Source organism: Xanthobacter sp. NM-25 (assembly GCF_022138605.1).
In the GTDB taxonomy this organism is placed as follows: Bacteria; Pseudomonadota; Alphaproteobacteria; order Rhizobiales; family Xanthobacteraceae; genus Xanthobacter.
The window spans coordinates 159,725-183,693 of sequence record NZ_JACBFS010000003.1 but is presented as its reverse complement, the minus strand read 5'-3'; the positions used below and the strand labels follow the sequence as shown (position 1 = coordinate 183,693).

At 68.8% G+C, this 23,969-nt stretch carries 23 protein-coding genes; 13 read left to right on the top strand and 10 right to left on the bottom strand.

Annotated features, from left to right (window positions below; translation table 11 throughout):
• The first annotated feature begins 376 nt into the window (after positions 1 to 376).
• Together MEU52_RS09680 and MEU52_RS09675 are read left to right on the top strand one after the other, a co-directional pair.
• Positions 377 to 2,158, top strand: a complete 1,782-nt coding sequence (locus tag MEU52_RS09680; protein WP_443266500.1) for a methanol/ethanol family PQQ-dependent dehydrogenase — start codon at positions 377 to 379, stop codon at positions 2,156 to 2,158.
• 11 nt (positions 2,159 to 2,169) lie between these two features.
• Positions 2,170 to 2,694: a phospholipase D-like domain-containing protein gene (locus MEU52_RS09675; protein ID WP_238121077.1), complete on the top strand. Its 525-nt coding sequence runs from the start codon at positions 2,170 to 2,172 to the stop codon at positions 2,692 to 2,694.
• A 10-nt stretch (positions 2,695 to 2,704) separates the two neighbouring features.
• Here MEU52_RS09675 and MEU52_RS09670 read toward each other — a convergent pair whose 3' ends face one another.
• The 4 genes from MEU52_RS09670 to MEU52_RS09655 all read right to left on the bottom strand — a co-directional run bounded on the left by MEU52_RS09670 (position 2,705) and on the right by MEU52_RS09655 (position 6,558).
• The gene (locus MEU52_RS09670; protein ID WP_238121076.1) at positions 2,705 to 3,472 is read right to left on the bottom strand and encodes a LamB/YcsF family protein; all 768 of its coding nucleotides are present in this window, start codon (positions 3,470 to 3,472) and stop codon (positions 2,705 to 2,707) included.
• On the bottom strand, positions 3,469 to 4,971 hold the full coding sequence (locus MEU52_RS09665; RefSeq protein ID WP_238121075.1) for a tripartite tricarboxylate transporter permease: 1,503 nt from the start codon (positions 4,969 to 4,971) through the stop codon (positions 3,469 to 3,471). Before MEU52_RS09665 ends, MEU52_RS09670 begins: the two co-directional genes overlap by 4 nt.
• A 10-nt stretch (positions 4,972 to 4,981) precedes the next feature.
• Complete coding sequence (locus MEU52_RS09660) at positions 4,982 to 5,443, bottom strand: hypothetical protein (RefSeq protein ID WP_238121074.1); 462 nt, start codon at positions 5,441 to 5,443, stop codon at positions 4,982 to 4,984.
• Positions 5,444 to 5,601: 158 nt separating this feature from the next.
• Positions 5,602 to 6,558, bottom strand: coding sequence for a Bug family tripartite tricarboxylate transporter substrate binding protein (locus MEU52_RS09655; protein ID WP_238121073.1), 957 nt, complete (start codon positions 6,556 to 6,558; stop codon positions 5,602 to 5,604).
• Between the two features lie 114 nt (positions 6,559 to 6,672).
• Here MEU52_RS09655 and MEU52_RS09650 point away from each other — a divergent pair, with 114 nt between their 5' ends.
• A complete protein-coding gene (locus MEU52_RS09650) occupies positions 6,673 to 7,602 on the top strand; it encodes a LysR family transcriptional regulator (RefSeq protein WP_238121072.1) in 930 nt (309 codons plus the stop codon).
• A 276-nt stretch (positions 7,603 to 7,878) separates the two neighbouring features.
• On the opposite strand, the gene MEU52_RS09645 is transcribed toward MEU52_RS09650, so the two are convergent.
• The gene (locus MEU52_RS09645) at positions 7,879 to 8,361 is read right to left on the bottom strand and encodes an Lrp/AsnC family transcriptional regulator (RefSeq protein WP_238121071.1); all 483 of its coding nucleotides are present in this window, start codon (positions 8,359 to 8,361) and stop codon (positions 7,879 to 7,881) included.
• 103 nt (positions 8,362 to 8,464) lie between these two features.
• Between MEU52_RS09645 and MEU52_RS09640 the strand changes: the two genes are divergently transcribed.
• From MEU52_RS09640 to trxC, 4 genes are all read left to right on the top strand, one after another.
• Entirely contained in the window at positions 8,465 to 9,658 is a 1,194-nt protein-coding gene (locus MEU52_RS09640; protein ID WP_238121070.1) for a diaminopropionate ammonia-lyase, read from the top strand.
• Between the two features lie 121 nt (positions 9,659 to 9,779).
• Positions 9,780 to 11,324, top strand: a complete 1,545-nt coding sequence (locus MEU52_RS21940) for an adenosine deaminase (RefSeq protein ID WP_238121069.1) — start codon at positions 9,780 to 9,782, stop codon at positions 11,322 to 11,324.
• Positions 11,325 to 11,411: 87 nt separating this feature from the next.
• Positions 11,412 to 11,894, top strand: coding sequence for an NUDIX domain-containing protein (locus MEU52_RS09630; RefSeq protein ID WP_238121068.1), 483 nt, complete (start codon positions 11,412 to 11,414; stop codon positions 11,892 to 11,894).
• A 106-nt stretch (positions 11,895 to 12,000) separates the two neighbouring features.
• Positions 12,001 to 12,441, top strand: coding sequence for a thioredoxin TrxC (gene trxC, locus MEU52_RS09625; RefSeq protein ID WP_238121067.1), 441 nt, complete (start codon positions 12,001 to 12,003; stop codon positions 12,439 to 12,441).
• 77 nt (positions 12,442 to 12,518) lie between these two features.
• On the opposite strand, the gene MEU52_RS09620 is transcribed toward trxC, so the two are convergent.
• Positions 12,519 to 12,929 carry a PepSY domain-containing protein gene (locus MEU52_RS09620; RefSeq protein WP_238121066.1) on the bottom strand — a complete coding sequence of 137 codons (411 nt, stop codon included), beginning with the start codon at positions 12,927 to 12,929 and terminating at the stop codon, positions 12,519 to 12,521.
• A gap of 453 nt (positions 12,930 to 13,382) precedes the next feature.
• On the opposite strand from MEU52_RS09620, the gene MEU52_RS09615 reads away from it, so the two are divergent.
• The 5 genes from MEU52_RS09615 to MEU52_RS09595 all read left to right on the top strand — a co-directional run bounded on the left by MEU52_RS09615 (position 13,383) and on the right by MEU52_RS09595 (position 19,178).
• The gene (locus MEU52_RS09615; protein WP_238121065.1) at positions 13,383 to 14,054 is read left to right on the top strand and encodes a response regulator transcription factor; all 672 of its coding nucleotides are present in this window, start codon (positions 13,383 to 13,385) and stop codon (positions 14,052 to 14,054) included.
• Positions 14,051 to 15,436, top strand: coding sequence for a sensor histidine kinase (locus tag MEU52_RS09610; protein WP_238121064.1), 1,386 nt, complete (start codon positions 14,051 to 14,053; stop codon positions 15,434 to 15,436). Before MEU52_RS09615 ends, MEU52_RS09610 begins: the two co-directional genes overlap by 4 nt.
• A 91-nt stretch (positions 15,437 to 15,527) precedes the next feature.
• Positions 15,528 to 15,902: a hypothetical protein gene (locus MEU52_RS09605; RefSeq protein WP_238121063.1), complete on the top strand. Its 375-nt coding sequence runs from the start codon at positions 15,528 to 15,530 to the stop codon at positions 15,900 to 15,902.
• 161 nt (positions 15,903 to 16,063) lie between these two features.
• Positions 16,064 to 17,416 carry a ferredoxin reductase family protein gene (locus tag MEU52_RS09600; RefSeq protein ID WP_238121062.1) on the top strand — a complete coding sequence of 451 codons (1,353 nt, stop codon included), beginning with the start codon at positions 16,064 to 16,066 and terminating at the stop codon, positions 17,414 to 17,416.
• A 301-nt stretch (positions 17,417 to 17,717) separates the two neighbouring features.
• A complete protein-coding gene (locus tag MEU52_RS09595) occupies positions 17,718 to 19,178 on the top strand; it encodes an MFS transporter (RefSeq protein WP_238121061.1) in 1,461 nt (486 codons plus the stop codon).
• On the opposite strand, the gene MEU52_RS09590 is transcribed toward MEU52_RS09595, so the two are convergent.
• From MEU52_RS09590 to MEU52_RS09575, 4 genes are read right to left on the bottom strand one after another with little or no spacing between them, the layout of a single operon-like run.
• On the bottom strand, positions 19,172 to 20,161 hold the full coding sequence (locus MEU52_RS09590) for a TRAP transporter substrate-binding protein (RefSeq protein ID WP_238121060.1): 990 nt from the start codon (positions 20,159 to 20,161) through the stop codon (positions 19,172 to 19,174). The genes MEU52_RS09595 and MEU52_RS09590 overlap by 7 nt on opposite strands.
• A 56-nt stretch (positions 20,162 to 20,217) precedes the next feature.
• Positions 20,218 to 21,486: a TRAP transporter large permease gene (locus tag MEU52_RS09585; protein WP_238121059.1), complete on the bottom strand. Its 1,269-nt coding sequence runs from the start codon at positions 21,484 to 21,486 to the stop codon at positions 20,218 to 20,220.
• A gap of 12 nt (positions 21,487 to 21,498) precedes the next feature.
• Positions 21,499 to 22,035 (bottom strand): TRAP transporter small permease, encoded by a 537-nt coding sequence (locus MEU52_RS09580; protein WP_238121058.1) that lies wholly within the window; start codon positions 22,033 to 22,035, stop codon positions 21,499 to 21,501.
• Positions 22,036 to 22,074: 39 nt separating this feature from the next.
• Entirely contained in the window at positions 22,075 to 22,752 is a 678-nt protein-coding gene (locus tag MEU52_RS09575) for a GntR family transcriptional regulator (protein ID WP_238121057.1), read from the bottom strand.
• A 171-nt stretch (positions 22,753 to 22,923) separates the two neighbouring features.
• On the opposite strand from MEU52_RS09575, the gene MEU52_RS09570 reads away from it, so the two are divergent.
• Positions 22,924 to 23,850, top strand: coding sequence for a dihydrodipicolinate synthase family protein (locus MEU52_RS09570; RefSeq protein ID WP_238121056.1), 927 nt, complete (start codon positions 22,924 to 22,926; stop codon positions 23,848 to 23,850).
• The last annotated feature ends 119 nt before the right edge of the window (positions 23,851 to 23,969 follow it).

Here is a 23,969-nt window from a genome sequence, read left to right as displayed (position 1 = left end):
TGAGGCCGGCCAAGGGTGAGGATCCCTGTCATCGCCGTCCCGCCACAGCGCCCGCTCAACCGGGTCTTTCGACCAGATCCCCGCAAGCGCCAGCCGCTGGCGGGGATCGATCGCGCGCCGCTCCGTTTGCCATAGGCTCGCAGAGCGGGCAACCATCTCCACGCGCAATCACCGCCGGCCCACGCCGCAGGATCAAACGGCCGCGCAATGCAGCCGCGCCCCTTCATTGCCGTAACGGTACCGTCTGGCGCCCGCCCGGGCACCGCCGGCATAATCCCGCCAGCCGAGGTCAACATCGGCAGAGGAGACGCGGTTGCAGGAGACGGCACACATGGGATGGCGGTATCTGATCCGACGGTTGGGCGCGGGGCTCACAATGGCCCTCAGCCTCGGCGGTCCTGGCCCGGCATCGGCCAATGACGACGTGCTGCGCCGCAGCGCCGATCCGCGTCAGCAGGTGCTTCAGACCCTCGATTACGCCAACACCCGCTTCTCCCGCCTCACGCAGATCAACGCCTCCAATGTGGGCCAGCTGCAGGTGGTCTGGACCTTCTCCACCGGCGTCCTGCGCGGCCATGAGGGGGCGCCGCTCATCGTCGACGACGTGATGTATGTGCACACGCCCTTCCCCAACATCGTCTACGCCCTCGATCTCAACCATGACGGCCGCATCCTGTGGAAATACGAGCCGCGCCAGACCGCGGCGGTCACCGCCATCATGTGCTGCGACCTCGTCTATCGCGGCCTTGCCTATGCGGACGGCCTCGTCTTCCTGCACCAGGCCGACACCACCATCGTCGCCCTCGATGCCAGGACCGGGGCCAAGAAGTGGTCGGTGGTGAATGGCGATCCGGCAAAGGGAGAATCCAACACGGCCACCGTGATGCCGGTGAAGGACAAGCTCATTGTCGGCATCGCCGGCTCCGAGTTCGGCGCCCGCGGCCACCTCACCGCCTACAACATCAAGGACGGTTCCCTCGCTTGGCGCGCTTATTCCACTGGCCCCGACGCGGAGATGCGCATCGACCCCGAGCACACCACAGAGCTGGGCCGGCCGGTGGGCAAGGATTCCTCCCTCAAGAGTTGGAAGGGCGACCAATGGAAAACCGGCGGCGGCGCCACCTGGGGCTGGTTCGCGTATGATCCCAAGCTGAACCTCATCTATTACGGCACCGCCAACCCGTCCACCTGGAACCCCACCCAGCGGCCCGGCGACAACAAATGGTCCATGACCATTTTCGCCCGCGACGCGGAGACCGGCAGCGCCCGCTGGGTCTATCAGATGACCCCCCACGACCAGTGGGACTATGACGGCGTCAACGAAATGATCCTGACCGATCAAAGCGTTGATGGCCACGAGCTGCCGCTGCTGACCCATTTCGACCGCAACGGCTTCGCCTATACATTGAACCGCGCCACCGGCGCCCTGCTGGTGGCGGAGAAGTTCGACCCCTCGGTGAACTGGGCGAAGAAGGTGGATCTCGATCCGCAAAGCCCCTCTTACGGCCGCCCCCTGGTGGACCCGACCCGCTCCACGGAAGAAAAGGGCGAGGATGAAGTCTATGGGGGCATCTGCCCCGCCGCCCTCGGCACCAAGAACCAGCAACCGGCGGCCTATTCTCCACAGACCGGTCTGTTCTACGTGCCCACCAGCCATATGTGCATGGATTACGAGCCGTTTCACGTGGACTATAGGGAAGGCCAGCCCTATGTGGGCGCCACCTTGGCCATGTATCCCGGCCCCGATGGCAAGGGGGCCACCGGCCGCTTCATCGCCTGGGACAATCTCAAGGGGAAGATCGCCTGGTCGAAGGACGAGCGGTTTTCGGTCTGGTCCGGGGCGCTGGCCACCGCCGGCGGCGTGGTGTTCTACGGCACGCTGGAAGGATATCTGAAGGCGGTGGATGCGCGCACCGGCGCCGAGCTCTATCGCTTCAAGACGCCCTCCGGCATCGTCGGCAATGTCTCCACCTTTGAACACAAGGGCCGGCAATATATCGCCGTGCTGTCCGGCGTCGGTGGCTGGGCCGGCATCGGCCTTGCCGCCGGCCTCACCGATCCCAACGACGGCTCCGGCGCCAACCAGGCCTATGCGGCCCTGAACCGTTATACGGCGCTCGGCGGGCAGCTCACCGTGTTCGCCTTGCCGCGGCCTTGAGGAGAAGCGCCATGCGCGCCCGGACTATCCCGTCCCTTCTGCTGACGCTCTTCGCGCTCTCCGGCACGCCCCTCCAAGCGGCGGAGGTGGCACCGGAAACCCATTACGCGCCGACGGAAAACCTTGAATCCATTGATGTCGCGCTCATCGGCGCCGCCAAGTCGCGCATCGACATGGCGGCCTATATCCTCACCGACCATGCGGTGGTGGATGCCCTGGTGGCGGCGGCCCGGCGCGGGGTCAAGGTGCGCATCGTCATCGACCCCACTCAAAAGCAGGCCTACGGCCGGCTGGCCCCGCTCCGCGCCAGCATGCGGCAGAAGCGGGAGCGGCCAATCATGCATCTGAAAGCCTATGCCATTGATGGCGCGTTGCTGCGCACCGGCTCGGCCAATTTCAACGACAGCGCCCTGAAACACCAGGACAACGACTTGATTTTGCTGCACGATCCCGCTTCGGTGGCGCGCTACATGGCCGCCTTCGAGCGCATCTGGGATGCCGCCGCGCCGGTGCCGGCGGCGGCGGCAAACCCTTAGAGTTCAAGCCTTAGGAGAACATCTGCGGCAGCGGCACCACGTCAATGCCGGCCGCTTCCAGCGCGGTGCGCAGCGCCCGCATCACCGGCACGGCGGTGGGTTCGTCGCCGTGGACGCAGAAGGTGTGCACCTCCGCCGGGATGCGCTTGCCGGAGCTGCACAGCAGGGCACCGTCCTCGATCACCCGCAGCACCTGGTTCACCGCCTGCTGGGGATCATGGATCACCGCATCGGCCCGCTCGCGGGAGGCCATCTGGCCGTCGTCGTCATAGACCCGGTCCACATAGGATTCATTGGCCACCTTGAGCCCCAGGCGGGCGCCGGCGTGGCTCATCTGGGAGCCCACATTGGCCACATAGATCAGCTCCGGATCGGCCGCCTTGATGCCGCGGCCGATGGCCATGGCGTAGTCCTCGCTGGCATGGGCCATGTTGTTCAGGGCGCCGTGGGGTTTCACATGGGTGACCCGCGCCCCCTGGGCTTCCGCGAGCGCCTGGAGGGCGCCGATCTGGTACGTGACATAATATTCAAGGTCTTGAGGATTCATGCGAATCTGCCGTCGACCAAAACCCCAGATGTCGTTGAAGCCGGGGTGGGCGCCGATGGAGACGCCATTATCCAGGGCCAGGCGCACCGTGCGGGCCATGATGACCGGGTCGCCGGCGTGCATGCCGCAGGCCACGTTGGCGGAGCCGATCAGCCCCATCAGCTCCTGATCGTTGCCGATCCTGTACTTGCCGAAGCTCTCGCCGATGTCGGCATTGATATTGATTTTCAAGCGCTTTCTCCCACGGCTTGCACCCGCCGCGGGGTGCGCACGAAGAACACGGCGGCCACCAGCGCCGCCACCAGCAGCGCCAAGGCGACCGGGTGGTGGATCAGCGAAGTGACGTCGCCATTGGTGATGATGAGGGACTGCCGCACCGACAGTTCGAACTGCGGGCCGATCACGAAACCGATGAGGAAGGTGACCCGAGAATAGTCGAAGCGGTGCATGAGGTAGCCGACGAGGCCGAAGAGGACCATGACGCCCACGGCGAACACCGAATGGCTCTCGAGATAGGAGCCGATCAGGCACAGCATGGTGACGAACGGTATGATGATAGTTGCCGGCACCTTGGTGAGCTGAGCGAAGGCGACGAGGCCGATCCGCCCCACCACCAGCATCAGCACCGCCGCCACCAGCATGGCGCCGAAGATGCCGTAGACCAGCCGCCCCTGCTCCTCGAACAGGCGAGGCCCGGGGGTTACCCCGTGGATGGTCAGGGCGGCGATCAGGATGGCGGCGGAGACCGAGCCGGGCAGGCCCAGAGCGAACAGGGGAATGAAGCTCGCCGGCACCACCGCATTGTCGGCGGTCTCGGCGGCGGCGACGCCCTTCAATTCGCCTTGGCCGAACTTCTCGCCGGGCTTGGCCATGCGCTTGGCGAGCGCATAGGAGGCGAACGAGGCCACCGTCGGCCCCAGCCCCGGCAGCAGGCCGATGGCGGTGCCGATGGCGCTGGACTGCAGGAAGGTGGGCAGCACGTGGCGGAATTCCGGCCAGCCGAAGCGATCTCCCTTGGCGTCGGTGTCGGCGGTGACGCTCTCTTCCGGCTTCTTGCCGAACACTTCCTCGGCCTGGATGATCATCTCCGCCAGCGCCAGCATGCCGACGGTGACCGCCAGCAGCGGCACCCCGTCCATCAGTTCCACCTGATCGAAGATGAGGCGCGGCGAGCCGCTCTCCACATCGAGGCCGACGGTGGACATCAATACCCCCAGCATGCCGGCCGCGAGGCCACGGAACAGGGAGTGGCCGGCCAGAGCGGCGATGAAGGTGAGGGCGAGCAGCATCACCGCCGACATTTCCAAGGGGCCGATGCCCAGGGCGAGGCTCGCCAGCGGGCGCGCCAGCAGGATCAGCGCCAGGGTGCCGATGACGTCGCCGATGACCGAGCCGTAGAGCGCCGTCTGCAGCGCCTGCTTGGCCCGGCCGGCGCGGGCCAGGGGATAGCCGTCGAGGCAGGTGACGGCGGCATTGGGCTCGCCGGGGGTGTTGATGAGGATGGCGGTGGTGGCGCCGCCGGCGCCGCTTGCCTTGGCGATGCCGATGAGGAAGCCAACGGCCGTGAGCGGCGTGAGATAGTAGCTGATGGGAATGGCGATGGCCAAGGCCGCCGGCCGGTTCAGTCCTGGCAGCACGCCGATGACATAGCCGAGCAGCACCCCCATGAAGATGAAGGCCACGGTGGTGGGGGTGAGGGCGTCGGTGAGACCGAGCAGAGCATCATGCATGGCGCGCCCCTCAACCCACCAGAAGCCGGAAGATGCCGCCGCACACGAGGCCGGCGGCGAGCAGCGGCAGGGGCCGGCGCTCGCCCAGCATGGCCATGCCCGCCGGCACCGTCACCAGCGCACAGGCCCCGGGGCCCGCATAGGCCAGAATGACGACGCCCGCGACCGCCACCGCACCGATGCGGAAGAAGGCGGTCCAGCCCTCCGGATAGCGCGCGGAAGGCTCGGCCCGCAGCACCCGCAGCAGCGCATCGACCACCGCGAAGAAACCCGCCGCCGCCGCGCAGACGGTGGGCAGGAAGGCCGGCGACAGGCCGATGCCGCCGGCACTGGTTTCGGCGGGAATGACGACGAACACCACCAGCAGCGTCAGCGCGCCGAGCAGAGCGGCTTCCAGCAGCAGCGATCCACGGGACCGCAGGGCGGCACGCGCCGGGGGCGGGCCATCCGGAGTGGGGGAGGAAACGGACATGCGGCAGCCTTGCAGCAAGGAACATCGAAGAGGGAGCCCGACGCGGGCACCCTGAGGCGGGCGCCCGCGTCCAAGCCCCCGACGACCGCGGGAGCAGCGGGGGACGTCTCCCGTGATCAGCCAGGCGGCTGATCACCCAAATGATCACCCATGGGTGATCACTTGGCCTCTTCGATCAACCGCGCGAAATCGGCGCTCTGGCTGTGGATGGTCTTGGCGAGGGTCGCGCCGGTCTCCACCACATTGGCGAGGGCCCGCTTCTCCATGAGCGCCACCACGGACGGATCGGTACCGGCGGCGGCAAAGGCGGCATAGAGCTTCTCGGCCACATCCGCCGGCACGCCCTTGGGCGCCACGAACAGGATGAGGTTGACGGAAGAGATACCGTAGCCCAGCTCCTTCAGGGTGGGCACGTTGGGGAAGGCGGCAAGGCGCTTCTCGCCCAGCACCGCCATCACCGCCACCTCACCGGCCTTGGCCTGGGGAAAATAGGCGCCGGAGGAATAGCCGAGATCCACGTGGCCGCCCATCACCTGGGTCACCACCTCGGCGCCGGAGCGGGTGGGCACCGGCACCAGCTGCGCGCCCACCTTCTTGCCGAGCACGGCGGTGACCATGCGGTCCAGCGAGGTGCTGGAGGCGTAGTTCATGCGGCCCGCGGCCTTTGCGGCCGCCAGGGCATCGCTCAGATTCTTCCAGCCCTTGCTGGGCAGCGCGATGAACGCCTCAGGGAACTGGCCCACCGCCGCCACATAGGTGAAGTCCTCAGGCGTGAAGGCGAGCTTCGTCATCTGCGGATCAAGGGTGATGGTGGTGGAGGTGGTGGCCACCAGATTGTAGCCATCCGCCGGCATCTTGGTGAGGGCGGTGGCGGCCACGGCGCCGCCGGCGCCGGGCTTGTTCTCCACCACCACCGGCTGGCCCAGCTTGCGGGACACCACATCGGCCACCGCGCGGGCGGCGATGTCGGTGGTGCCGCCCGCGCCGAATCCCACGGTGACGGTGATGGGCTTCTCCGGCCACTCGGCCCAGGCGGTGGAGGTCAGGGGCAGCGCCAGACCAGCGGAGAGAACACTCGCGAGAAGAACGCTGCGACGGGTGGGGCGAACGGACATGGAGGGCTCCTGGAAGGCTTATTGCGCCGAAGGCGATGTGCCATTGCGCCCTCATTGCCCAACTTGTGTCCAATGCAAACATGAGCCATTTTCTTATGCAGAGGATGCATAAGAATGCTGGACCTGCGACGCCTGCACTTTTTCGTCACGGTGGCTGAGATGTTGAACGTTTCCCGTGCAGCGGAGGCGCTCCACATCAGCCAGTCCGCCCTCTCCCGCGCCCTGCAGGGCTTCGAGGACGACCTGGGGCTGAAGCTGTTCGATCGGGTTGGCAAGCGGCTGGTGCTCACCACCGAGGGGGAGGAATTGCTGCCCCGGGCCGCCAGCCTGCTGGAGCAGGCCGATGCCCTCTCCTCCCGCGCCGATGCGGTGGCGCGGGGCCAGGTGGGCCATCTGCGCATCGGCGCCACGCCGCAGACCATCGCCGCTTTGTTCGCCCCGGCGCTGGCCGCCTTCAAGGCCAGCCACCCGGACGTGGAGGTGACCTTGATGGAGGGGCACAACGACACCCTCATCGAGATGGTGGAGCGCGGCGCCGTCCACCTCTGCGTGGCAAGCCCCGACGAGCCCCACACCCTGGCCGGCGAGCCCTTGTTCATGGCCGAGCTGCAGGTGGTGCTGCCGGCCGGCGACCCGCGCCGGCAGGACGCGGGCCTGCCCATCCAGAGCCTCGCGGATGCCCCGCTGCTGCTGCTGCGACGGGGCTTCATGACCCGGGATCTGTTCGAGCACGCCTGCCGCCAGGTGGGCATGCGGCCCAAGGTGGTGCTGGAAAGCGACAGCCCCCACACCCTGGTGGCGCTGGTGGAGGCGGGCCATGGCATCGCCGTGCTCTCCTCCTCCGCGGCCATTCCGGCCGGCTCAGGCCGACCGCTGCGCCTGACGCTGGACGGCGCGCCCATCCGCCGGCCGGTCTCGGTCATCTGGAACCCCGCCCGCCATCGCCCGGCCGCCCTGCCCTTCCTGGTTCAGCACATCCGCGCCCAAGCCGAATCCCGCGGCCGCCGCGGCCGCGCCTTCGAGGCCGATGCGCCGGTGGATTAGGTGCGATCCACATTTAAGGACACCGCTCGTGGCAGGGCTCATCCCCTCTCCAGCGTGCAGGAGAGGGGGCCAGGACCGGCTCGGTATAGCAGGGGCTGGAGTTTTCATTGCGTTTGAATCATCAAGGCGCCGCACTTCGCAGTAGCTGCGAGCCCACCATCCCGGCGTCTTGCCCCCTCCCCGGCCCTCCCCCGCAAGCGGGAGAGGGAGAAGCGCCATCGGGAAAACGTTGTTCTGCGGCACACATCGATTATGTGTGCGGAAGGCCAGCCGATCCTATGTCGCGTCCTCCACCGGCACGCCGAGGCCCGCCTTCACCCGGTCCATGGCGACGAAGGTGCGGAAACGGCGTACGTTGGGATTGTCGAAGAACAGACGGCGGGTGAGCGCCTCATAAGCGGCCATGCTGGGCACCACCACCACCAGCACGAAATCCGCCTCGCCGGTGACGTAATAGCATTGCTGCACTTCCGGGGCGGCGCGAAAGGCGCGCTTGGCGGCATCCACATCCGCCACCTTCTCGCTGTCGAGACTCACCTCCACGAAGATGGTGAGCGCCTGGCCCAACGCCGCGGGATCAAGCACCGCCACCTGGGCGGCGATCACCCCCGCCGCCTCCAGCCGCTTGATGCGCCGCTGCACCGCCGGCGCCGAGAGGTGCACCGCAGCGCCGATGACCCGCAGCGGGGTGGTGTTGTCCTCCTGGAGGATTCTCAAAATGGCCCGATCGAAACCATCGAGCAGCGGAAAAGCAGCCATGAACGCCCCATCTGACGCAAGAATTTTGCGCCATCTCGAGCAAAATTCACAGCCTTTCTCACCTGGAGCGCAATAGCATTGCCCAGCCCATCAGAGGACGGCCATGCTGCAGCTCAATCCCCAGACCGCACACATTCAGGACCCGAGCCACCGGCTGACCGCGGATGAACGCATCACCTTCGGCGCCGAGGCGGCCGCCCGTGTGCCGCTCTATCTGCGCCATGCGGAAGGGCCGCAGGCGCCGTTCGAGACGCCGCTGCGCGCCCTGCCCGGCCTTGCGGACGCCCTGGGGCTCAGCGCCGTGCATGTGAAGGACGAGAGTCCGCGGCTGGGCCTCGGCAGCTTCAAGGCCCTGGGCGGTGCCTATGCGGTGGCGCGGCTGGTGCTGGAGACGGCGGAACACCGCCTCGGCCGGCCGCTGGCGCCCGCGGACCTGTGGACCGCGCCGGTCCGCGCCATCGCCGAAACCCTCACCTTCACCTGTGCCACCGATGGCAACCATGGTCGCTCTGTGGCCCATGGCGCCGCCCAGGTGGGCGCCCGCGCCGTCATCTTCGTGCATCCCGGCGTGAGCGCGCCGCGCCGGGCGGCCATGGCCGCCTTCGGCGCCACCATCACCGAAGTGCCCGGCAGCTACGACGATTCGGTGGCCGCCGCCGCCCGCGTCGCCGCCGCGCGTGGCTGGATTCTGGTCTCCGACACCGCCTGGCCGGAGCCGGGCCGGGTGCCCACCCTGGTCATGCAAGGCTATGGCGCGCTGGCGCGGGAGGTGGTGGACGCCCTCGACGCCCCGCCCACCCATCTGTTCATCCAGGCCGGCGTCGGCGGCATCGCGGCGGCATTGGCGGCCTATTTCGCCGGTGCCTATGGGCCTTCAAGCCCCCGCTGCATCGTGGTGGAGCCGGACCGCGCCGCCTGCCTCTCTGCCAGCGCGACCGCCGGCCGGGCGGTGGAGGTGGCCCCCGGCGCGCCCACCGTCATGGCCATGCTGGAATGCTACGCCCCCTCCCTCACCGCCTTCGACCTGCTGTCGCGCCTCGCCACCGGCTTCATGACGGTGAGCGACGAGGAGGACATCGCCGCCCTGCGGCGGCTGGCCGATCCGGTGCGCGGTGATCCGGCCATCGTGGCGGGGGAAAGCGGCGCCGCCGGCCTTGCCGGGCTGCTCCAGGCCGCAGCGGATCCCGAGGCGCGCGCGGCGCTCGGCCTCGATGCCGGCTCCCGCGTGCTGCTGGTGGCCACCGAGGGTGCCACCGATCCCGAGCGCTATGCCGCCTTGCTGCACCCCGGCCCGTGATGATGGTGCCGCCCGAAAGCTGAAGCGTCACACGGCATTCCCAACCGGGCCGGAGCTGGGCTAGGCTCCGCGCCCCGTCGGGTCCCAAGATCGGCGCCCGGGCTGGCAAAGGGGCATGGGCGTGCGACGTCGGATTCTGGGGGCCGTCATCCTGCTGGCGGCGGCGCTCGTCGTGGGGCGCATCGCGGTGGTGGCGAGCGATCTGCCGGCCCACGTCACGGCCGGGCAGTTCGAGGCCCTGCGCCACAATCTGCCGCGCATGCGGGCGTTCCTGAACCGCATGCCCAAGGGCGGCGATCTGCACACCCATCTGTCGGGCGCCGTCTATGCCGAGCGCCTCATCGCCTTCGGCCTGCGCGACGGCCTGTGCCTGCGACCCGCCGACATGACGCTGCTGCCCCCGCCCGCCGACGCCCCCGCGGCGCAGCCGTGCGGTGCCGATCCGGCGGTGGTGCCGCTGGCGGCGGCGGTGAGCGGGCCCAAGGGCCAGGCCACCTATGACCGGCTCATCAATGCCCTCTCCCTGCGCTGGTTCCTGCCCACGCCGGAGACCCCCTCCGGCCACGACCAGTTCTTCGGCACCTTCGGCCGCTTCAATGCCGCCACCTCCGGCCCCGACTGGCCGAGCACCCTCGATCGCGTCGCCGAGATGGTGGTGGACCAGCTCAAGCAATATGACGCCACCCAGGTGCAATATGCCGAATTCATGGTGACCTTCTTCGGCGGCGAGGACCGGCGCGCGCTGGGGCCGGTGGCCGCCGGCGAAAGCGATCCCGCCGCCATGCTGGCCGCTTTGAAGGCGGCGGGCCTCGACCGGGTGGTGGCGACGCGCGCCGAGCAGGTGCGCGGCCTGATGCACCGCATCGAGACCCTGCTCGATTGCGATGACGCCCGCACCCGGCCGGGTTGCGGCGTCACCTTCCGCTTCATCGCCCAGGTCAACCGCAACAGCCCGCCTGCCGGCGTGTTCGCCCAGACCGCTTTGTCCGCGGCCCTGGTGCGGGCGCTGCCGGAGGTGGTGGCCGGCTTCAATTATGTGGGGCCGGAAGATTATCGCATCTCGCTCGCCGACTATCGCACCCACATGGCCTGGATCGGCTTCCTGGCGGGCCAGGATGTGCCGGTGGCGCTGCATGCGGGGGAATTGTGGCTGGGCCTCGTGCCGCCGCCCGATCTCGACTTCCACATCCGCGCCGCGGTGGAGGTGGCCGGCGCCCGCCGCATCGGCCATGGCACCGCCATTCCCTTCGAGCGGGACATGGAGGGCCTGCTGAAGGAGATGCGCCGGCGCGGCGTGACGGTGGAGATCGCCCTCACCTCCTCCGACGTGATCCTTGGCGTGCGCGGACGCGAGCATCCCCTCCTCACCTATCTCGCGGCCGGCGTGCCCATCACCCTCGCCACCGACGATGCCGGGGTGTCGCGCATCGATCTGTCGGGGGAATATTTCCGCGCCGCCCGCGACCAGGGCATCGGCTACCCGACCTTGAAGGCCTTCGCCCACAATGGGCTGAAGCATGCCTTCCTGAGCGAAGCGCAGAAACAGACGGAGCTCGCCAAGCTCGACGCCGCCTTCACCGCCTTCGAGGCTTCGGTGATGGCCGAGGTCTCCACCGGCGAGAAGCTGCGCGCGCTGCTGCGTGCCCTGCTGCCGGTCTCGCCCTGACGTCGGGCGGGCGCGGCTTTCGCCTTCCCTGCCGCCCGCCGCGGCGATAGAACCCCGGCAGGCGCGACGCCGCATCGGGAGACGGCCATGGGCGAACTGAGCGCGGGCATCCTGCTGTTTCGCACCCCCGCCAGCGGCACCGAAGTGCTGCTGGGCCACCCCGGCGGCCCGTTCTGGCGCCACCGGGACCTCGGCGCGTGGACCATCCCCAAAGGCGGGGTGATGCCCGGCGAAACCCTGGAGCAGGCGGCCCGCCGGGAATTCGCCGAAGAGACCGGCCAGCCGGCCCTCGGACCGCTGATCCCCCTCGGCCGCATCCAGCAGGGCCGCCACAAGGAGGTGGTGGCCTTCGCTCTGGCCGGAACGCTCGACCCTCTGGCCCAGCGCAGCAACAGCTTCGAGCTGGAATGGCCCCCGCGCAGCGGCCGGCGCGCGGTGTTTCCGGAAGTGGACCGGGTGGCCTGGTTCTCCCTCGCCGCAGCCCGCACGCGGATCCTGCCGGCCCAACAGCCCCTGCTCGATCGCCTGGAAAGCCTGCTGCCCGACGCCGCCGTGACGCCGCAGTGGTGAACCCGCACGCAGGGAGGTGGCAAGCGACGGCGCGACAACTTCCGATCGCTGCGTGGCACCCTATATATCGCTCAGCACGCGCGGCCCTCCGCGCCAGGATTTCATCATGAGCGATACCATCATCATCCCCTGCCCCCACTGCCACCAGCTGAACCGGCTGAGCGCCGACAAGCGCGGGGCGCACGGGCGCTGCGGCAAGTGCGGCGAAGCGCTGTTCACGGGCCATCCCATCGCCCTCGACGGGGCCCATTTCGATCGTCACATCGGCGCCGCCGACCTGCCGGTCCTGGTGGACTTCTGGGCCTCCTGGTGCGGCCCGTGCCGGGCCATGGCGCCGGTGTTCGAGGCCGCCGCGGCGGAGCTGGAACCCCGGGTGCGGCTCGCCAAGGTGGATACGGAAGCCGAGCGTGATCTCGCCGCCCGGCTGCATATCCAGGCCATTCCCACCCTCATTCTGTTCAAGGGGGGCCGGGAGGTGGCGCGGCGCAGTGGCGCGCTGCCGGCGAGCGAACTGAAGCGCTGGGTGGCCCAGACTGTGGGCGCATGAAGCCGCATCCATAAAGCCGCGCGCAGGAAGCAGCGCCACATGAGACCGCAATGGCGTGCGGCGAGGAGTGCGCCGCCTCAGTCCGGTGGGCCGCCGTCCGGTCGCAGATCCGGCCGCAGATCCGGCCGATGGCGGTCCTCCCCATGGTGCCCACCGCCCCTGTGGTGGCCGCCGGGCCGGCGCTCCAGGCTGACCGGATCGAAGACGGCGCGCAGGGTCTCCCCCTGGGCGTTGACCGCGCGCACCTTGTAGCAGCCGTCGTCGATGCGCACCGACTGGACCGTCCAGCCCTCCGCTTCCAGCTGCTGCACCAGCGCCGCGCGCGGCTGCCATTCGGCCAGGGGCGCCGCGCAATCGCGGCCGGCCTGCGCCGGGGTCACCTGCCACGGCATGGCCGATGGCAGAAGCCAGGAGGCGCCGGCGAGCATGGCCGCCAGCAGGACGCCAAAGGCCGCACGACGGGCAGCACGAGGGGCAGCACGACGCATCGCACCACGAACCCGCGGCGGGACCGTCCACGACCGGCCGGTTGCGGCGATGCGCGCATGCTTCATGGTGTCCTCTCCCGCCTCCACTACATGCCCGGGCGCGTGCACTCTCCAGCGAAGCGGACACCCCATCGCGTCCCGAAAATGCCAGACCTCAGCGCGCAAAGGCCCCTCATGGGTCCATTCAGCCACGCCGGACCCGCACCGGGCCAGGCGCGCCGACCTCCACGCAAGCATACGGAACTGACGCCCACCTGAACGCCCCGCCGATTTTTCGCGCCCCGAGGACAGGGCGCAAACCGCGTCACGTCAAAAGGTTGGTGCGATTTTCAGCCTGTCGGCACGAAAAAGGCCGCGGCTTCCATGTGCATCGGCCGCCCTCTAAGTTGCGCACGGCGGTGGCGTTCAAGGGCATAAGGCGCGGCCCGCGCGGCGGCCGGCATGAGAGGCAACATGCGCATTCTTCTGGTGGAGGACGATCCGGTCCTGGGCATGGCGGTGCGCGACCAGATCGCCGCTGACGGCCACGGCGCCGACTGGGTGCAGCGGCTCGATGCCGCCGACGCCGCCGTTCCCGCCGCCGCCTTTGACCTCATTTTGCTGGACCTCATGCTGCCGGACGGGCGCGGCCTCGATTTCCTGAAGCGCCTGCGCCAGCGTGGCGATGCCACCCCGGTGATCGTGCTGACCGCCCGCGACCAGATCTCCGACCGCATCGCCGCCCTCGATGCCGGCGCGGACGATTATCTGGTGAAGCCGTTCGACCTGTTCGAGCTGTCGGCCCGCATCCGCGCCGTGGGCCGGCGCTATGCCGGCAATCCCAACCCGCTCATCACCATCGGCCCGCTGGAGATCGACTTGGCGGCCCGGGCGGTGCGCCGGGCGGGCAAGCCGGTGGCGCTCACGGCGCGCGAATGGTCGTTGTTCGAGGCCTTCGTCCAGCGCCCCAACCAGCTCATGTCCAAGCCGCAGCTGGAAGAGTGGCTCTATTCCTTCGATTCCGAAGTGGAGAGCAACACCATCGAGGTCTATATCGCCCGGCTGCGCAAGAAGCTGGGGGCCGACGTGATCGAGACCGTGCGCGGCATGGGCTACCGCCTCGGCGCGCCGGAAGCCGGCGCGTGAGCCCCTCCGGCGCCGACAGGCCCCGGGGCGGCTGGAGCCTGCGCCGGCGGCTGTCGCTGTCCCTGGCGGTCACGGTCAGCGCCCTGTGGCTGGCGGCGGCCATCGTGGCCGGTGATGTGCTGCGGCGGGAGATCGACGAGGTGTTCGACAGCGCCCTGCAGGAGGTGGCGCAGCGGGTGCTGCCGCTGGCTTATGCGGAGCTGCTGGCACGGGAAGACGGCACCACCACCCAGCATCTGGCGCCCGTCAGCTCCCGTCAGGAGCATATCTCCTACGTTGTGCGCGACGCCGAGGGGCGCGAGCTGCTGGCCTCCTCCGACGCCGACCTCATGAACATCCCGCGTGACCTGCCCCCCGGCTTCGCCTTCACCCGTCACCTGCGCACCTATACGGAAGCGGCGGTGCAAGGCACCATCGTGGTCACCACCGCCGAACGCATGGCCGACCGCAAGCACGCGGTGCGCAATGCGGTGATGGCCCTGATCTGGCCCCTGGTGGCGCTGGTGCCCATCGCCCTGGTGGCGGTCTGGCTGCTCATCCGGCGCGCGGTGAAGCCGGTGGTGGCGTTCCGCGAGGCCATCGAAGCCCGCGACAGGGGCAATCTCACCCCGGTGGCGGGCGGCGGCCTGCCCGATGAGATCGCGCCGGTGGCGGCGGCGGTGAACGCGCTCCTGGAGCGCCTGCGCGGCGCGCTGGACGCGGAGCGGGCCTTCACCGCCAACAGCGCCCATGAGCTGCGCACCCCCATCGCCGCCGCTTTGGCGCAGACCCAGCGCCTCATGGCCGAGGTGCCGGAGGGGCCGGCCCAGGACGCGGTGCGACACCGGGCCCGCACCATCGCCGGCGCCCTGCGGCGCCTGTCGCGCCTGTCGGAGAAACTGCTGCAATTGGCCAAGGCCGAGGGGGGCAGCCTGCTGGCGCCGCATCCGGCCCCGCTCGCACCCGTGCTGCGGCTGGTGATCGCCGATCTCGATCCCATGGGTGAGCGCGGCGTGCCCTCCAGCGCGGAGGATCTCAGCCTCGACATCGCCGCCGATGTGGTCTCCGACCTTGATCCCGATGCCTTCGCCATTCTCGCCCGCAACCTGATCGAGAACGCGCTGAAGCACGGGCCGGCGGAGGACACCGTGCGCGTGCGGCTCGCCGCTGACCGGCTGGAGGTGACCAATGGCGGCCCGCCGGTGCCGGCGGACCGGCTGGCGCAGCTGCTGCGCCCGTTCGAGCGCGGCGCCACCAGCGCCGAGGGCTCGGGGCTGGGGCTGGCCATCGCCGCCGCCATCTGCCGCGGCGCCGGCCTCCGGCTGGAGCTCGCCTCCCCGGCGCCGGGCCACGCCGACGGGTTCCAGGCCACCGTGCACTTCCCCCCGCCGGCGACAAGCTGACAGCCAGATGAACGGCGGAATGCCGGCGGTTCAGCTCCCTGTCAGGTGCGGGCCCCATGGTCGGGCCGTCCACAACGAACAGGAGCCGCCCATGCGCCCCCTCACCCTCAAGGTCCTCGCGCTTCTCGCCTCCGCCACCGTCGTGTCGGTGGCCGGCGCCGCCTCCGCCGCCCCCGGCGATGCCCCGCCCCGCGCGGAGCGTCACCAGATGGAGCATCGGGCGCCGCACGCCGGTGACCACCACCGCGCGCCCGGGCATGCGACCGCGCCCCGGCACAAGGGCGCCCCGCACGCCGCCGGGCACCATGGCCCTCGCGCGCACCAGGGCCCCAAGGCGGCCCACCGCGATCACCGCCACGGTGACCATGACTACGGCCGCCATCAGGCCCACCGCGACGGCCATCGCAACGGGGGACATCCCGGCATGGCGCGCGGCGACGCCGGCCCCGGGCTGCTGCGGCTGTGACCAGCCGGCACCGGCGTGGGCGGCGCCGGTGCCGCGCCCCTTCCCTGAAGTGACCCCCCGTTGAGCGGACGCAAGGACATGGCTGCCGGCGCCCGCCATCATGCCCATCCACAGCAGCCACGGCGCGCCGCGCCCCAGCCGGAACCGACCGACACGCCACCATGCGCAATATCAAGATCGCCCTGTGGGGCCTGCTTCTTCTCCTGTCGCTGCTCTGGGTGCTAGCCGAGCCGGGCCTAAGCGCGGTCTCCGGCCTGTTCCCCGTCCGCACCCTGGCGGTGCAGTACACCGGCCTTCTCGCCATGGGCGCCATGAGCCTCGCCATGATGCTGGCGCTGCGCCCGCGCTGGCCCGAACGCTGGTTCGGCGGGCTCGACAAAATGTATCGCCTGCACAAATGGCTGGGCATCACGGCGCTGGTGGTCGCGGTGGTCCACTGGCTATGGTCGCAGGGTCCGAAATGGGCGGTGGGCGCCGGGCTGCTGGTGCGGCCGGAGCGCGACCCCCGGCCGGTCATCACCGATCCCATCCAGGCGTTTCTCAACAGCCTGCGCGGCACCGCCGAGGGCATCGGCGAATGGGCTTTCTACGCCGCCGTCGTGCTCATCCTCCTGGCCCTCATTCACGCCTTTCCCTATCGCCTGTTCTACAAGACCCACCGGCTGCTCGCCCTCGCCTATCTGGTGCTGGTGTTCCACGCGGTGGTGCTGGTCTCCTTCCCCTATTGGGCGAGCCCCATCGGCTGGGCGATGGCGGCGCTGATGGCCGGCGGCACCATCTCCGCCGTGGTGGTGCTGCTGCGCCGCGTGGGGGCGGGGCGGCAAGTGCTCGGCCGCATCACCGCGCTCACCCGCTACCCCGGCGTCGACACCTTGGAAACGGTGATCTGCGTGCCGCAGGGCTGGCCCGGACACCGGCCCGGCCAGTTCGCCTTCGCCATGTCCGACCGGTCCGAGGGGCCGCATCCCTACACCATCGCCTCCAGCTGGAACCCGAAGGAACCGGCCATCACCTTCATCACCAAGGCGCTCGGCGATCACACCCGCCGGCTGCCGCGGGCGCTGGCCGTGGGCCAGGAGGTGCGCATCGAGGGGCCCTATGGCTGCTTCACCTTCGATGATGAGCGCCCCTGCCAGATCTGGATCGGCGGCGGCATCGGCATCACCCCCTTCATCGCGCGCATGAAGCACATGGCGCTGAATGCCGGGCAGCCCGATTGGCCAGCAGGCCAGAACATCCACCTGTTCCATGCCACCAGCGATGTGGATGAGGGGGCGCTGGAAAAGCTGGCCGAGGATGCCCGCTGCGCCGATGTGCGCCTGCACGTGCTGGTGAGCGGGCGCGACGGCCGGCTCACCGGTGAGCGGATCCGCACCGAAGTCCCCGAGTGGCGCGAGGCCAGCATCTGGTTCTGCGGTCCGGCCGGCTTTGGCACTGCCCTGAAGGCCGACTTCGCCGCCCATGGCTTCCCCGCCGAACAGCACTTCCACCAGGAGCTGTTCGCCATGCGGTGAACCCCTGCGCTGAACGCCAGCGCCCGCCCATTGGCTTCGCGCGCGCGATGGCCTATAGGGGCGGGGTGGGTGGCTTCGCGCCATCGCCGTAAGCGTTCACGTGATCCAACGCACTCCCAGCCGCGCCCGCGCCCGGCTGGCGGTGCGTCGTGACCCGGTCCCTCCGGACGCTTCTCCCCGCCATCGCGCGCGCCGCCCGGCGCCTGATCTGAGGGTGAAAGCGTATGAGCGACCACGCTTCCTGTCTCCGGCCTTCCACCGGTGCTAGGCCGGGCGCAGACCTGCCGGCGGAGCCACGGCCATGAGTGGCCTTGCCGATCGTCGCACCGCCACCGCTTTGCTGGTGGCCGGCACCTTCTTCATGGAGAATCTCGACGCCACGGTGATCACCCCGGCCCTGCCCACCATGGCGCAGAGCTTCGCAGTGGCGCCGGTGGATCTCAATTCCGGCGTCTCCGCCTACATGCTCACCCTGGGCGTGTTCATCCCGGTGTCCGGCTGGGTGGCGGAGCGGTTCGGGGCGCGGCGGGTGTTCATCTTCGCCATCGCCTTGTTCACCCTTGCCTCGCTGCTGTGCGCCTTGTCGACGAGCCTGCCCCAGTTCGTGGCGACGCGGGTGCTGCAGGGCATCGGCGGCGCGCTGATGGTGCCGGTGGGGCGGCTGGTGGTGCTGAACGTCACCCCCAAGGAACGGCTCATCGCCGCCATCGCCACCCTCACCTGGCCGGCCCTCATCGCCCCGGTGCTGGGCCCGCCGCTGGGCGGCTTCATCGTCGATCATGCGGACTGGCGATGGATCTTCTACCTCAACCTGCCGCTCGGCCTCATCGCCCTTGTCGCCGCCCTGCGCGTGCTGCCGCCGAGCGAGACGTCCAGCGCCCGCAGCTTCGACTGGCCCGGCTTCCTGCTCATGGGGGGCGGCCTGTTCGGCCTGATGGCCTGCACCGAGATCCTGGCCCGACCGGACGTGAGCTGGCGCGATGCGGTGGCGGCCCTTGCCATCGGCCTGGTGCTGCTCGGCTTCGGCGTGCGCCACCTCAATCGCGCCGCCCATCCCATGCTCAGCCTTCAGGCGCTGAAGGCGCCCACCTTCGCGGTGGCCATCTGGGGCGGCTCATTGTTCCGTATGGGGGTCAGCGCGGTGCCGTTCCTGCTGCCCTTGATGTTCCAGCTCGGCTTCGGCGCCAGTGCCTTCGAGGCGGGCATGATGCTGATGGCGGTGTTCGCCGGCAATCTGGTGATGAAGGCCGGCACTACCGGCGTGCTGCGCCGGTTCGGCTTCCGCCCGGTGCTGGTGGTCAACGGCGTGCTCAATGCCGCGGCGATCGGCGCCTGCGCCGCCTTCACCGCCGGCCTGCCCCTGTGGATCACCTGCACGGTGCTGTTCGTGGGTGGCATGTCGCGCTCCATGCAGTTCACCGCCCTCAACACCCTCGCCTTCGCCGATGTGCCGAAGGCGGGCATGGCGAGCGCCAACACCCTGTTCTCCACCGCCTTCCAGCTGGCCATGGGCCTCGGCATCGCGCTGGGCGCCATCGCCTGGCGGCTGGGGGATGCGCTCTCCCCCGGCGCCGATCCGGCCACCCCGTTCCGCATCGCCTTCCTCATCGTGGCGGCGGTGGCGCTGCTGGGCGTATGGGACAGCGTGCGGCTCGCCGGCGATGCCGGCGCCCACGTCTCCGCAAGGCGTGAACCCTCGCGAAACGACGATGCCCGGCACAGGGCCGGGCATCGCGCACATCAGAAGGCCCGGTCTCACTGAGCCTTGATCTTGTCCAGCCAGGGCTTGGCCTGCGGGAACTCCTTCAGCAGCGCCTCGTAGACCTCCGGCGCGGTGGCGCGGAAAGAGGCGAGATCGGGCTCGATCACTTCCACCTTGCCGCCGGCCTTCATGGTGGCCAGCGCCTCGGCATAGTCCTTCTTGTAATGGGCGATGGCATAGTCCACCGCTTCGGCCGCCGCCTCGCGGAAGATCTTCTGCTGCTCCGGCGTGAAGCTGTCGAACTTCGACTTGGAGATGATGATCAGCGCCGGCATATACATGATCTTGGTGAGCGAGAAGGTCTTCGACACCTCGATGAAGCGATCCTGCAGGAACAGGTCCGGCGAGTTCTCCGCCGCATCCACCGCGCCGTTCTGCAGCGCCATGTAGAGCTCGGTATAGGCCATGGGCGTGGGCTGGGCGCCCAGCGCCTTATAGGCGGTGACATAGCCGGGGCCGGGGATGACGCGGATCTTCAGCCCCTTCATGTCGGCAGCGGTCTTGATGACGCGGCCGTTGGTGAAGGTGTCGCGCTCCAGCGCAGAGATGAAGCCGAGGCCGACCATGCCGTACTTCGGCAGCAGCTCCAGCATCTCCTTACCCACCGGGCCCTGCAGGGTCTTGTTGGCTTCGTCGACGGAGGAGAACAGATAGGGGAAGGAGAAGACCGTATAGTCCTTCACCGTGTTCTCGAGGGGCGCCTCGCCGGTGACGACGATATCCTGGGTGCCGGTACGCACCGCCTGAATCATCTTGACCTCGCCGCCCAGCTGGGCCGCCGGGAAGACGTTGATCTTGATGGTGCCGTTGGACTTCTTTTCCACCAGTTCGGCGAGCTTGGCCGCCGCCGCGTGATAGTGGCTGGCGGTGGTGAGCACATGGCCGGCGTTGAGCTCGATGGTCTCGGCCAGCGCCGGCGCGCCGGCGAGGCCGGCCGCCAGCAGCACGGCGGCGGAGGCAAGGTGTCGTGTGGTGCGCAGCATGAGGGGTCCTTCTCTGGTCGGGGCTTGTTGTCGTTGCGGGGAAAGGGATCGGCGGCTCACAGCAGCGCCAAGGAGAGGGCGGGCACGTAGCTGATCACCAGCACGTCGAAGATGAGCACCGCCAGGAACACCAGCACCGGCCGCGTCAGCTGCGACATGGGCACGCCGGAAATCTCGGATGCGATGTTGAGATTTACGGCCACCGGCGGCGTCACCATGCCGATGGCGATGTTGACGATCATCACCAGGCCGAAATGCACCGGATCGATGCCGTATTTGACGGCGATGGGGGCGAGGATGGGCCCCAGGATGAGGATGGTGGCCAGCGCTTCCATGAAGGTGCCCACCACGAACAGCAGCACGTTCACCAGCAGCAGGAACATGATCGGCCCATCCGCCACCTGCGCCACCAGCTGGGCGAAGGCATGGGGGATGCGGTTGATGGTCATGGCGTAGCCGAACAGCGCGGCGAAGGCGACGATCATCATCACCATGCCGGTCATGACCGCGCTGTCGTTGAGGATGGTGACGATGTCGGACAGCCGCAGCTCGCGATAGACGAAATAGCCGACGATGAAGCCGTACACCACCGCCACCACCGAGGCCTCGGTGGCCGTGAACGCGCCGGAATAGATGCCGCCCAGGATGATCACCGGCATCAGCAGCGCCAGCAGGGATTCCTTGCCGGTGCGCCACACGTTGCCAGCCCAGGCGGAAAACGACACCGGCTTGGTGCGGTCGAAATCATTGAGCTTCGCCACGATGGCGATGGTGACGATGAGCGAGAGGCCCACGAACAGGCCCGGCAGGATGCCGGCGATGAACAGGCCGCCGATGGAGACATTGGCGACAAGGCCATAGATGACCATGGGCAGCGAGGGCGGGATGATGGCGCCCAATTCCCCGCCCACCGCGATGGTGGCGGCGGCGAAACGGCGGGGATAGCCCGCCTTCACCATGGCCGGCACCATGGTGGAGCCCACCGCCGCCGTGGTGGCGGAAGACGAGCCGGAGATGGTGGAAAAGAACATGCAGGTGAGGATGGCCGCCGCCCCCACTCCGCCGCGCACCCAGCCCAGCAGCGCGCTGGCGAGGCCGATGAGCCGGGCGGAGATGCCGCCCACCTTCATGATGTTGCCGGCGAGCACATAGAAGGGGATCGCCAGCAGCGCGAAGGAATCCAGGGATTCGAACACGTTCTGCGGCACGGCGATGAGGTTGATGCCGCGCTCGGTCAAGGCCACCACCGCCGACAGCCCCATGACTGCGAAGATCGGCACCGACAAAGCGAGGGTCAGGATCATGCAGCCAAAGAGCAGGGCCATGGGACGTTCCGGTCAGACGATGGAGGCGGAGGCTTCCACGTCGAGCCCCTCATGCCGCCGCCGGCGGGCATGGCGGCGCTCGATGAGGAGCACGACGAGGTTGAGGATGGAGAGGGCCGCGCCCACCGGCAGCGCCGCGTAGACCCAGGCCATGGGCAAGGCCATGACGGTGGAGCTTTCGGCCAGGCCGAACTCCATCCATTTCAGGCCCAGCCAGAACAGCACGCCATAGAAGGCGATGGTGATGAGCAGCGCCAGGGTGCGCACCAAGTGGGCGGCGGCCTCGGGCAGCGCGTCGGGCAGGCTGTCCATGGCGATGAGGGCGCCGGCGCGGGTGGCCACCGCGGAGCCGAGGAAGATGCTCCACACCATGAGATAGCGGGCCAGTTCCTCGGTCCAGGCGGCGGAGACCACGAGGCCGAGCTTGGGCAGCACGAACCGCACCACGATCTGCAGCGCCACCACCAGCACCATGATGCCGAGCATGGCGCCCACCGCGTGGCGCAGCACGAGGTTCAGGCCATCAACGATGCGAAACAGGGCTTTCACCTTCGCTCTCCCGGGCACGCAGGGGTTGGGCGGACCGTGTCAGGCGACGTCTTCCTGGCCGTCCTCTTGGTCCTTGCGGCCATCGCCGAGGGACCGGACCAGGTTGTCCGCCACCGTCTCGATATGCTTGCGCAGCAGCTTCACGCCGCCTTCCACATCGCCGAGGCGGGCGAAGGCCACGAGATTGCGGTGGTCCACCAGCTCGTGCTCCACATCCGCCACCACGGCGAGCTGCAGGTTCACGTAGCGGTTGGCATTGTCGTGCACGCCCTTCAGCATCTTCAGGGCGATGGTGCGTCCCGAAGGGGCGTAGAGCGCGGAATGGAAGCGCCAGTTGAAATCGCCCCAGCTGTTGACGTCGCTGGCCGCGCTTTCGGCGATCACCGCGTCGGCCAGAGCGAAATCGGCCTCGCCCATCCGGGGAATGGCGAGGGCGAACAGCCAGGTTTCCAGCTGCACGCGGATCTCGAACATCTCGGTCAGCTCGGCCAGGGACAGGGATGACACCACCGTGCCCTTGTGCAGCTCGGTGACCACCAGCCCTTCCGCCTCCAGCTGGCGGATGGCTTCGCGCAGCGGCACGCGGGAGACCCCCAGCTCGGCGGCGAGCTTCTCCTGGCGCAGGGGCGTGCCCTCCGGCAACTGGCCGGTGATGATGCGCTGGCGCACCTCGCTCACGATCTGATCGGTCAGGGACTGCCTACCCAGCTTGGCCACTGGCTGCTCCAAAATTGAATACGATATTCAAGACATCGCTTTTTGCGGCTGACAAGCCCAGAATTTCACCCAAACACGCTCGAATTTTGCGCATTTTCGCGACTTGCTCGCATCTGGTCGCACTGCTAGATGGAATATTGTATTCAATTTTAGCTGAGGCAGAGATCCCCCATGACGAGCCCCGCGACACCCGGTTCCACCCCTTGGCGTGGCGTGTTTCCCGCGGTGACCACCAAGCTGAAGGCGGACGGCGCGCTCGATCTGCCGGCCCTTCAGGCGAGCCTTGATCGGCTCATCACCAATGGGGTGTCTGGCGTCATCCTGCTGCCCATGCTGGGCGAGAACGCCTCCCTCACCATGGCTGAGCGGGCCCAGGTGCTCACCGCCGCCAAGGAAGCGGTGGCCGGCCGCGTCCCCATGCTGAGCGGCTTGGCCGAAGTGTCGGCGGTCGCCGCCGCCGAGGCGGCGCGGGCCTATGAGAAGCTGGGCGCCGAAGGGCTCATGGCCTTCCCCTCCATCGCCTACAAGAGCGACAAGCGGGAAACCGTGCGCTGGTACAAGGATCTGGCGGCCGCGTCCGGGCTGCCGATCATGATCTACAACAACCCCATCGCCTATGGCGTGGACTGCACGCCGGACATTCTGGAGCAGTTGGCGGACACCCCGCAGATCGTCTGCATCAAGGAAGAGAGCGGCGACATCCGCCGTGTCACCGACATCTACAATGCCTGCGGCGAGCGCTTCGCGGTGTTCTGCGGCGTCGATGACCTGATCGTGGAAAGCGCCGCCCTCGGCGTCACCGGCTGGGTCTCCGGCATGACCAATGCCTGGCCGGCGGAATGCGTGCGCCTGTTCGAACTGTGCCGCGCCGGCCGCTTCGAGGAGGCCCGCCCGCTCTACCGGCTGATGACCCCGGCCTTCCACCTCGATACCCATGTGAAGCTGGTGCAATACATCAAGTTTGCCGAGCACCTGGTCTATGGCGCGCCCGAGTGGGTGCGGGCCCCGCGCCTGCCGCTGGAAGGCGCCGAGCGCGCCCAGGTGGAAGCCATCCTGCGCGACACCATCGCCAAGCTCGGCCAATCCCCCGCCGTCTGACGCGAAAAGTCCGCGAGCAAACCAGTTGGGACCGGTCGAAGACCGGGACCGATGGGATGACCGCCTCTTCCCGTCTGCCCCGACACGCGCCCCCGTCCGGCCTGCCCGGACGGGGGCGT

What these genes read in the sequence shown, in the direction of transcription:
- MEU52_RS09595 (WP_238121061.1), top strand. Translation starts at nt 17,718, where the DNA reads ATGAGTGGCCTTGCCGATCGTCGCACCGCCACCGCTTTGCTGGTGGCC.
- trxC (WP_238121067.1), top strand. Translation starts at nt 12,001, where the DNA reads ATGAGCGATACCATCATCATCCCCTGCCCCCACTGCCACCAGCTGAAC.
- MEU52_RS09600 (WP_238121062.1), top strand. Translation starts at nt 16,064, where the DNA reads ATGCGCAATATCAAGATCGCCCTGTGGGGCCTGCTTCTTCTCCTGTCG.
- MEU52_RS09650 (WP_238121072.1), top strand. Translation starts at nt 6,673, where the DNA reads ATGCTGGACCTGCGACGCCTGCACTTTTTCGTCACGGTGGCTGAGATG.
- MEU52_RS09585 (WP_238121059.1), bottom strand. Translation starts at nt 21,486, where the DNA reads ATGGCCCTGCTCTTTGGCTGCATGATCCTGACCCTCGCTTTGTCGGTG.
- MEU52_RS09655 (WP_238121073.1), bottom strand. Translation starts at nt 6,558, where the DNA reads ATGTCCGTTCGCCCCACCCGTCGCAGCGTTCTTCTCGCGAGTGTTCTC.
- MEU52_RS09570 (WP_238121056.1), top strand. Translation starts at nt 22,924, where the DNA reads ATGACGAGCCCCGCGACACCCGGTTCCACCCCTTGGCGTGGCGTGTTT.
- MEU52_RS09680 (WP_443266500.1), top strand. Translation starts at nt 377, where the DNA reads ATGGCCCTCAGCCTCGGCGGTCCTGGCCCGGCATCGGCCAATGACGAC.
- MEU52_RS09675 (WP_238121077.1), top strand. Translation starts at nt 2,170, where the DNA reads ATGCGCGCCCGGACTATCCCGTCCCTTCTGCTGACGCTCTTCGCGCTC.
- MEU52_RS09640 (WP_238121070.1), top strand. Translation starts at nt 8,465, where the DNA reads ATGCTGCAGCTCAATCCCCAGACCGCACACATTCAGGACCCGAGCCAC.
- MEU52_RS09590 (WP_238121060.1), bottom strand. Translation starts at nt 20,161, where the DNA reads ATGCTGCGCACCACACGACACCTTGCCTCCGCCGCCGTGCTGCTGGCG.
- MEU52_RS09615 (WP_238121065.1), top strand. Translation starts at nt 13,383, where the DNA reads ATGCGCATTCTTCTGGTGGAGGACGATCCGGTCCTGGGCATGGCGGTG.
- MEU52_RS09630 (WP_238121068.1), top strand. Translation starts at nt 11,412, where the DNA reads ATGGGCGAACTGAGCGCGGGCATCCTGCTGTTTCGCACCCCCGCCAGC.
- MEU52_RS09645 (WP_238121071.1), bottom strand. Translation starts at nt 8,361, where the DNA reads ATGGCTGCTTTTCCGCTGCTCGATGGTTTCGATCGGGCCATTTTGAGA.
- MEU52_RS09605 (WP_238121063.1), top strand. Translation starts at nt 15,528, where the DNA reads ATGCGCCCCCTCACCCTCAAGGTCCTCGCGCTTCTCGCCTCCGCCACC.
- MEU52_RS09660 (WP_238121074.1), bottom strand. Translation starts at nt 5,443, where the DNA reads ATGTCCGTTTCCTCCCCCACTCCGGATGGCCCGCCCCCGGCGCGTGCC.
- MEU52_RS09665 (WP_238121075.1), bottom strand. Translation starts at nt 4,971, where the DNA reads ATGCATGATGCTCTGCTCGGTCTCACCGACGCCCTCACCCCCACCACC.
- MEU52_RS09620 (WP_238121066.1), bottom strand. Translation starts at nt 12,929, where the DNA reads ATGCGTCGTGCTGCCCCTCGTGCTGCCCGTCGTGCGGCCTTTGGCGTC.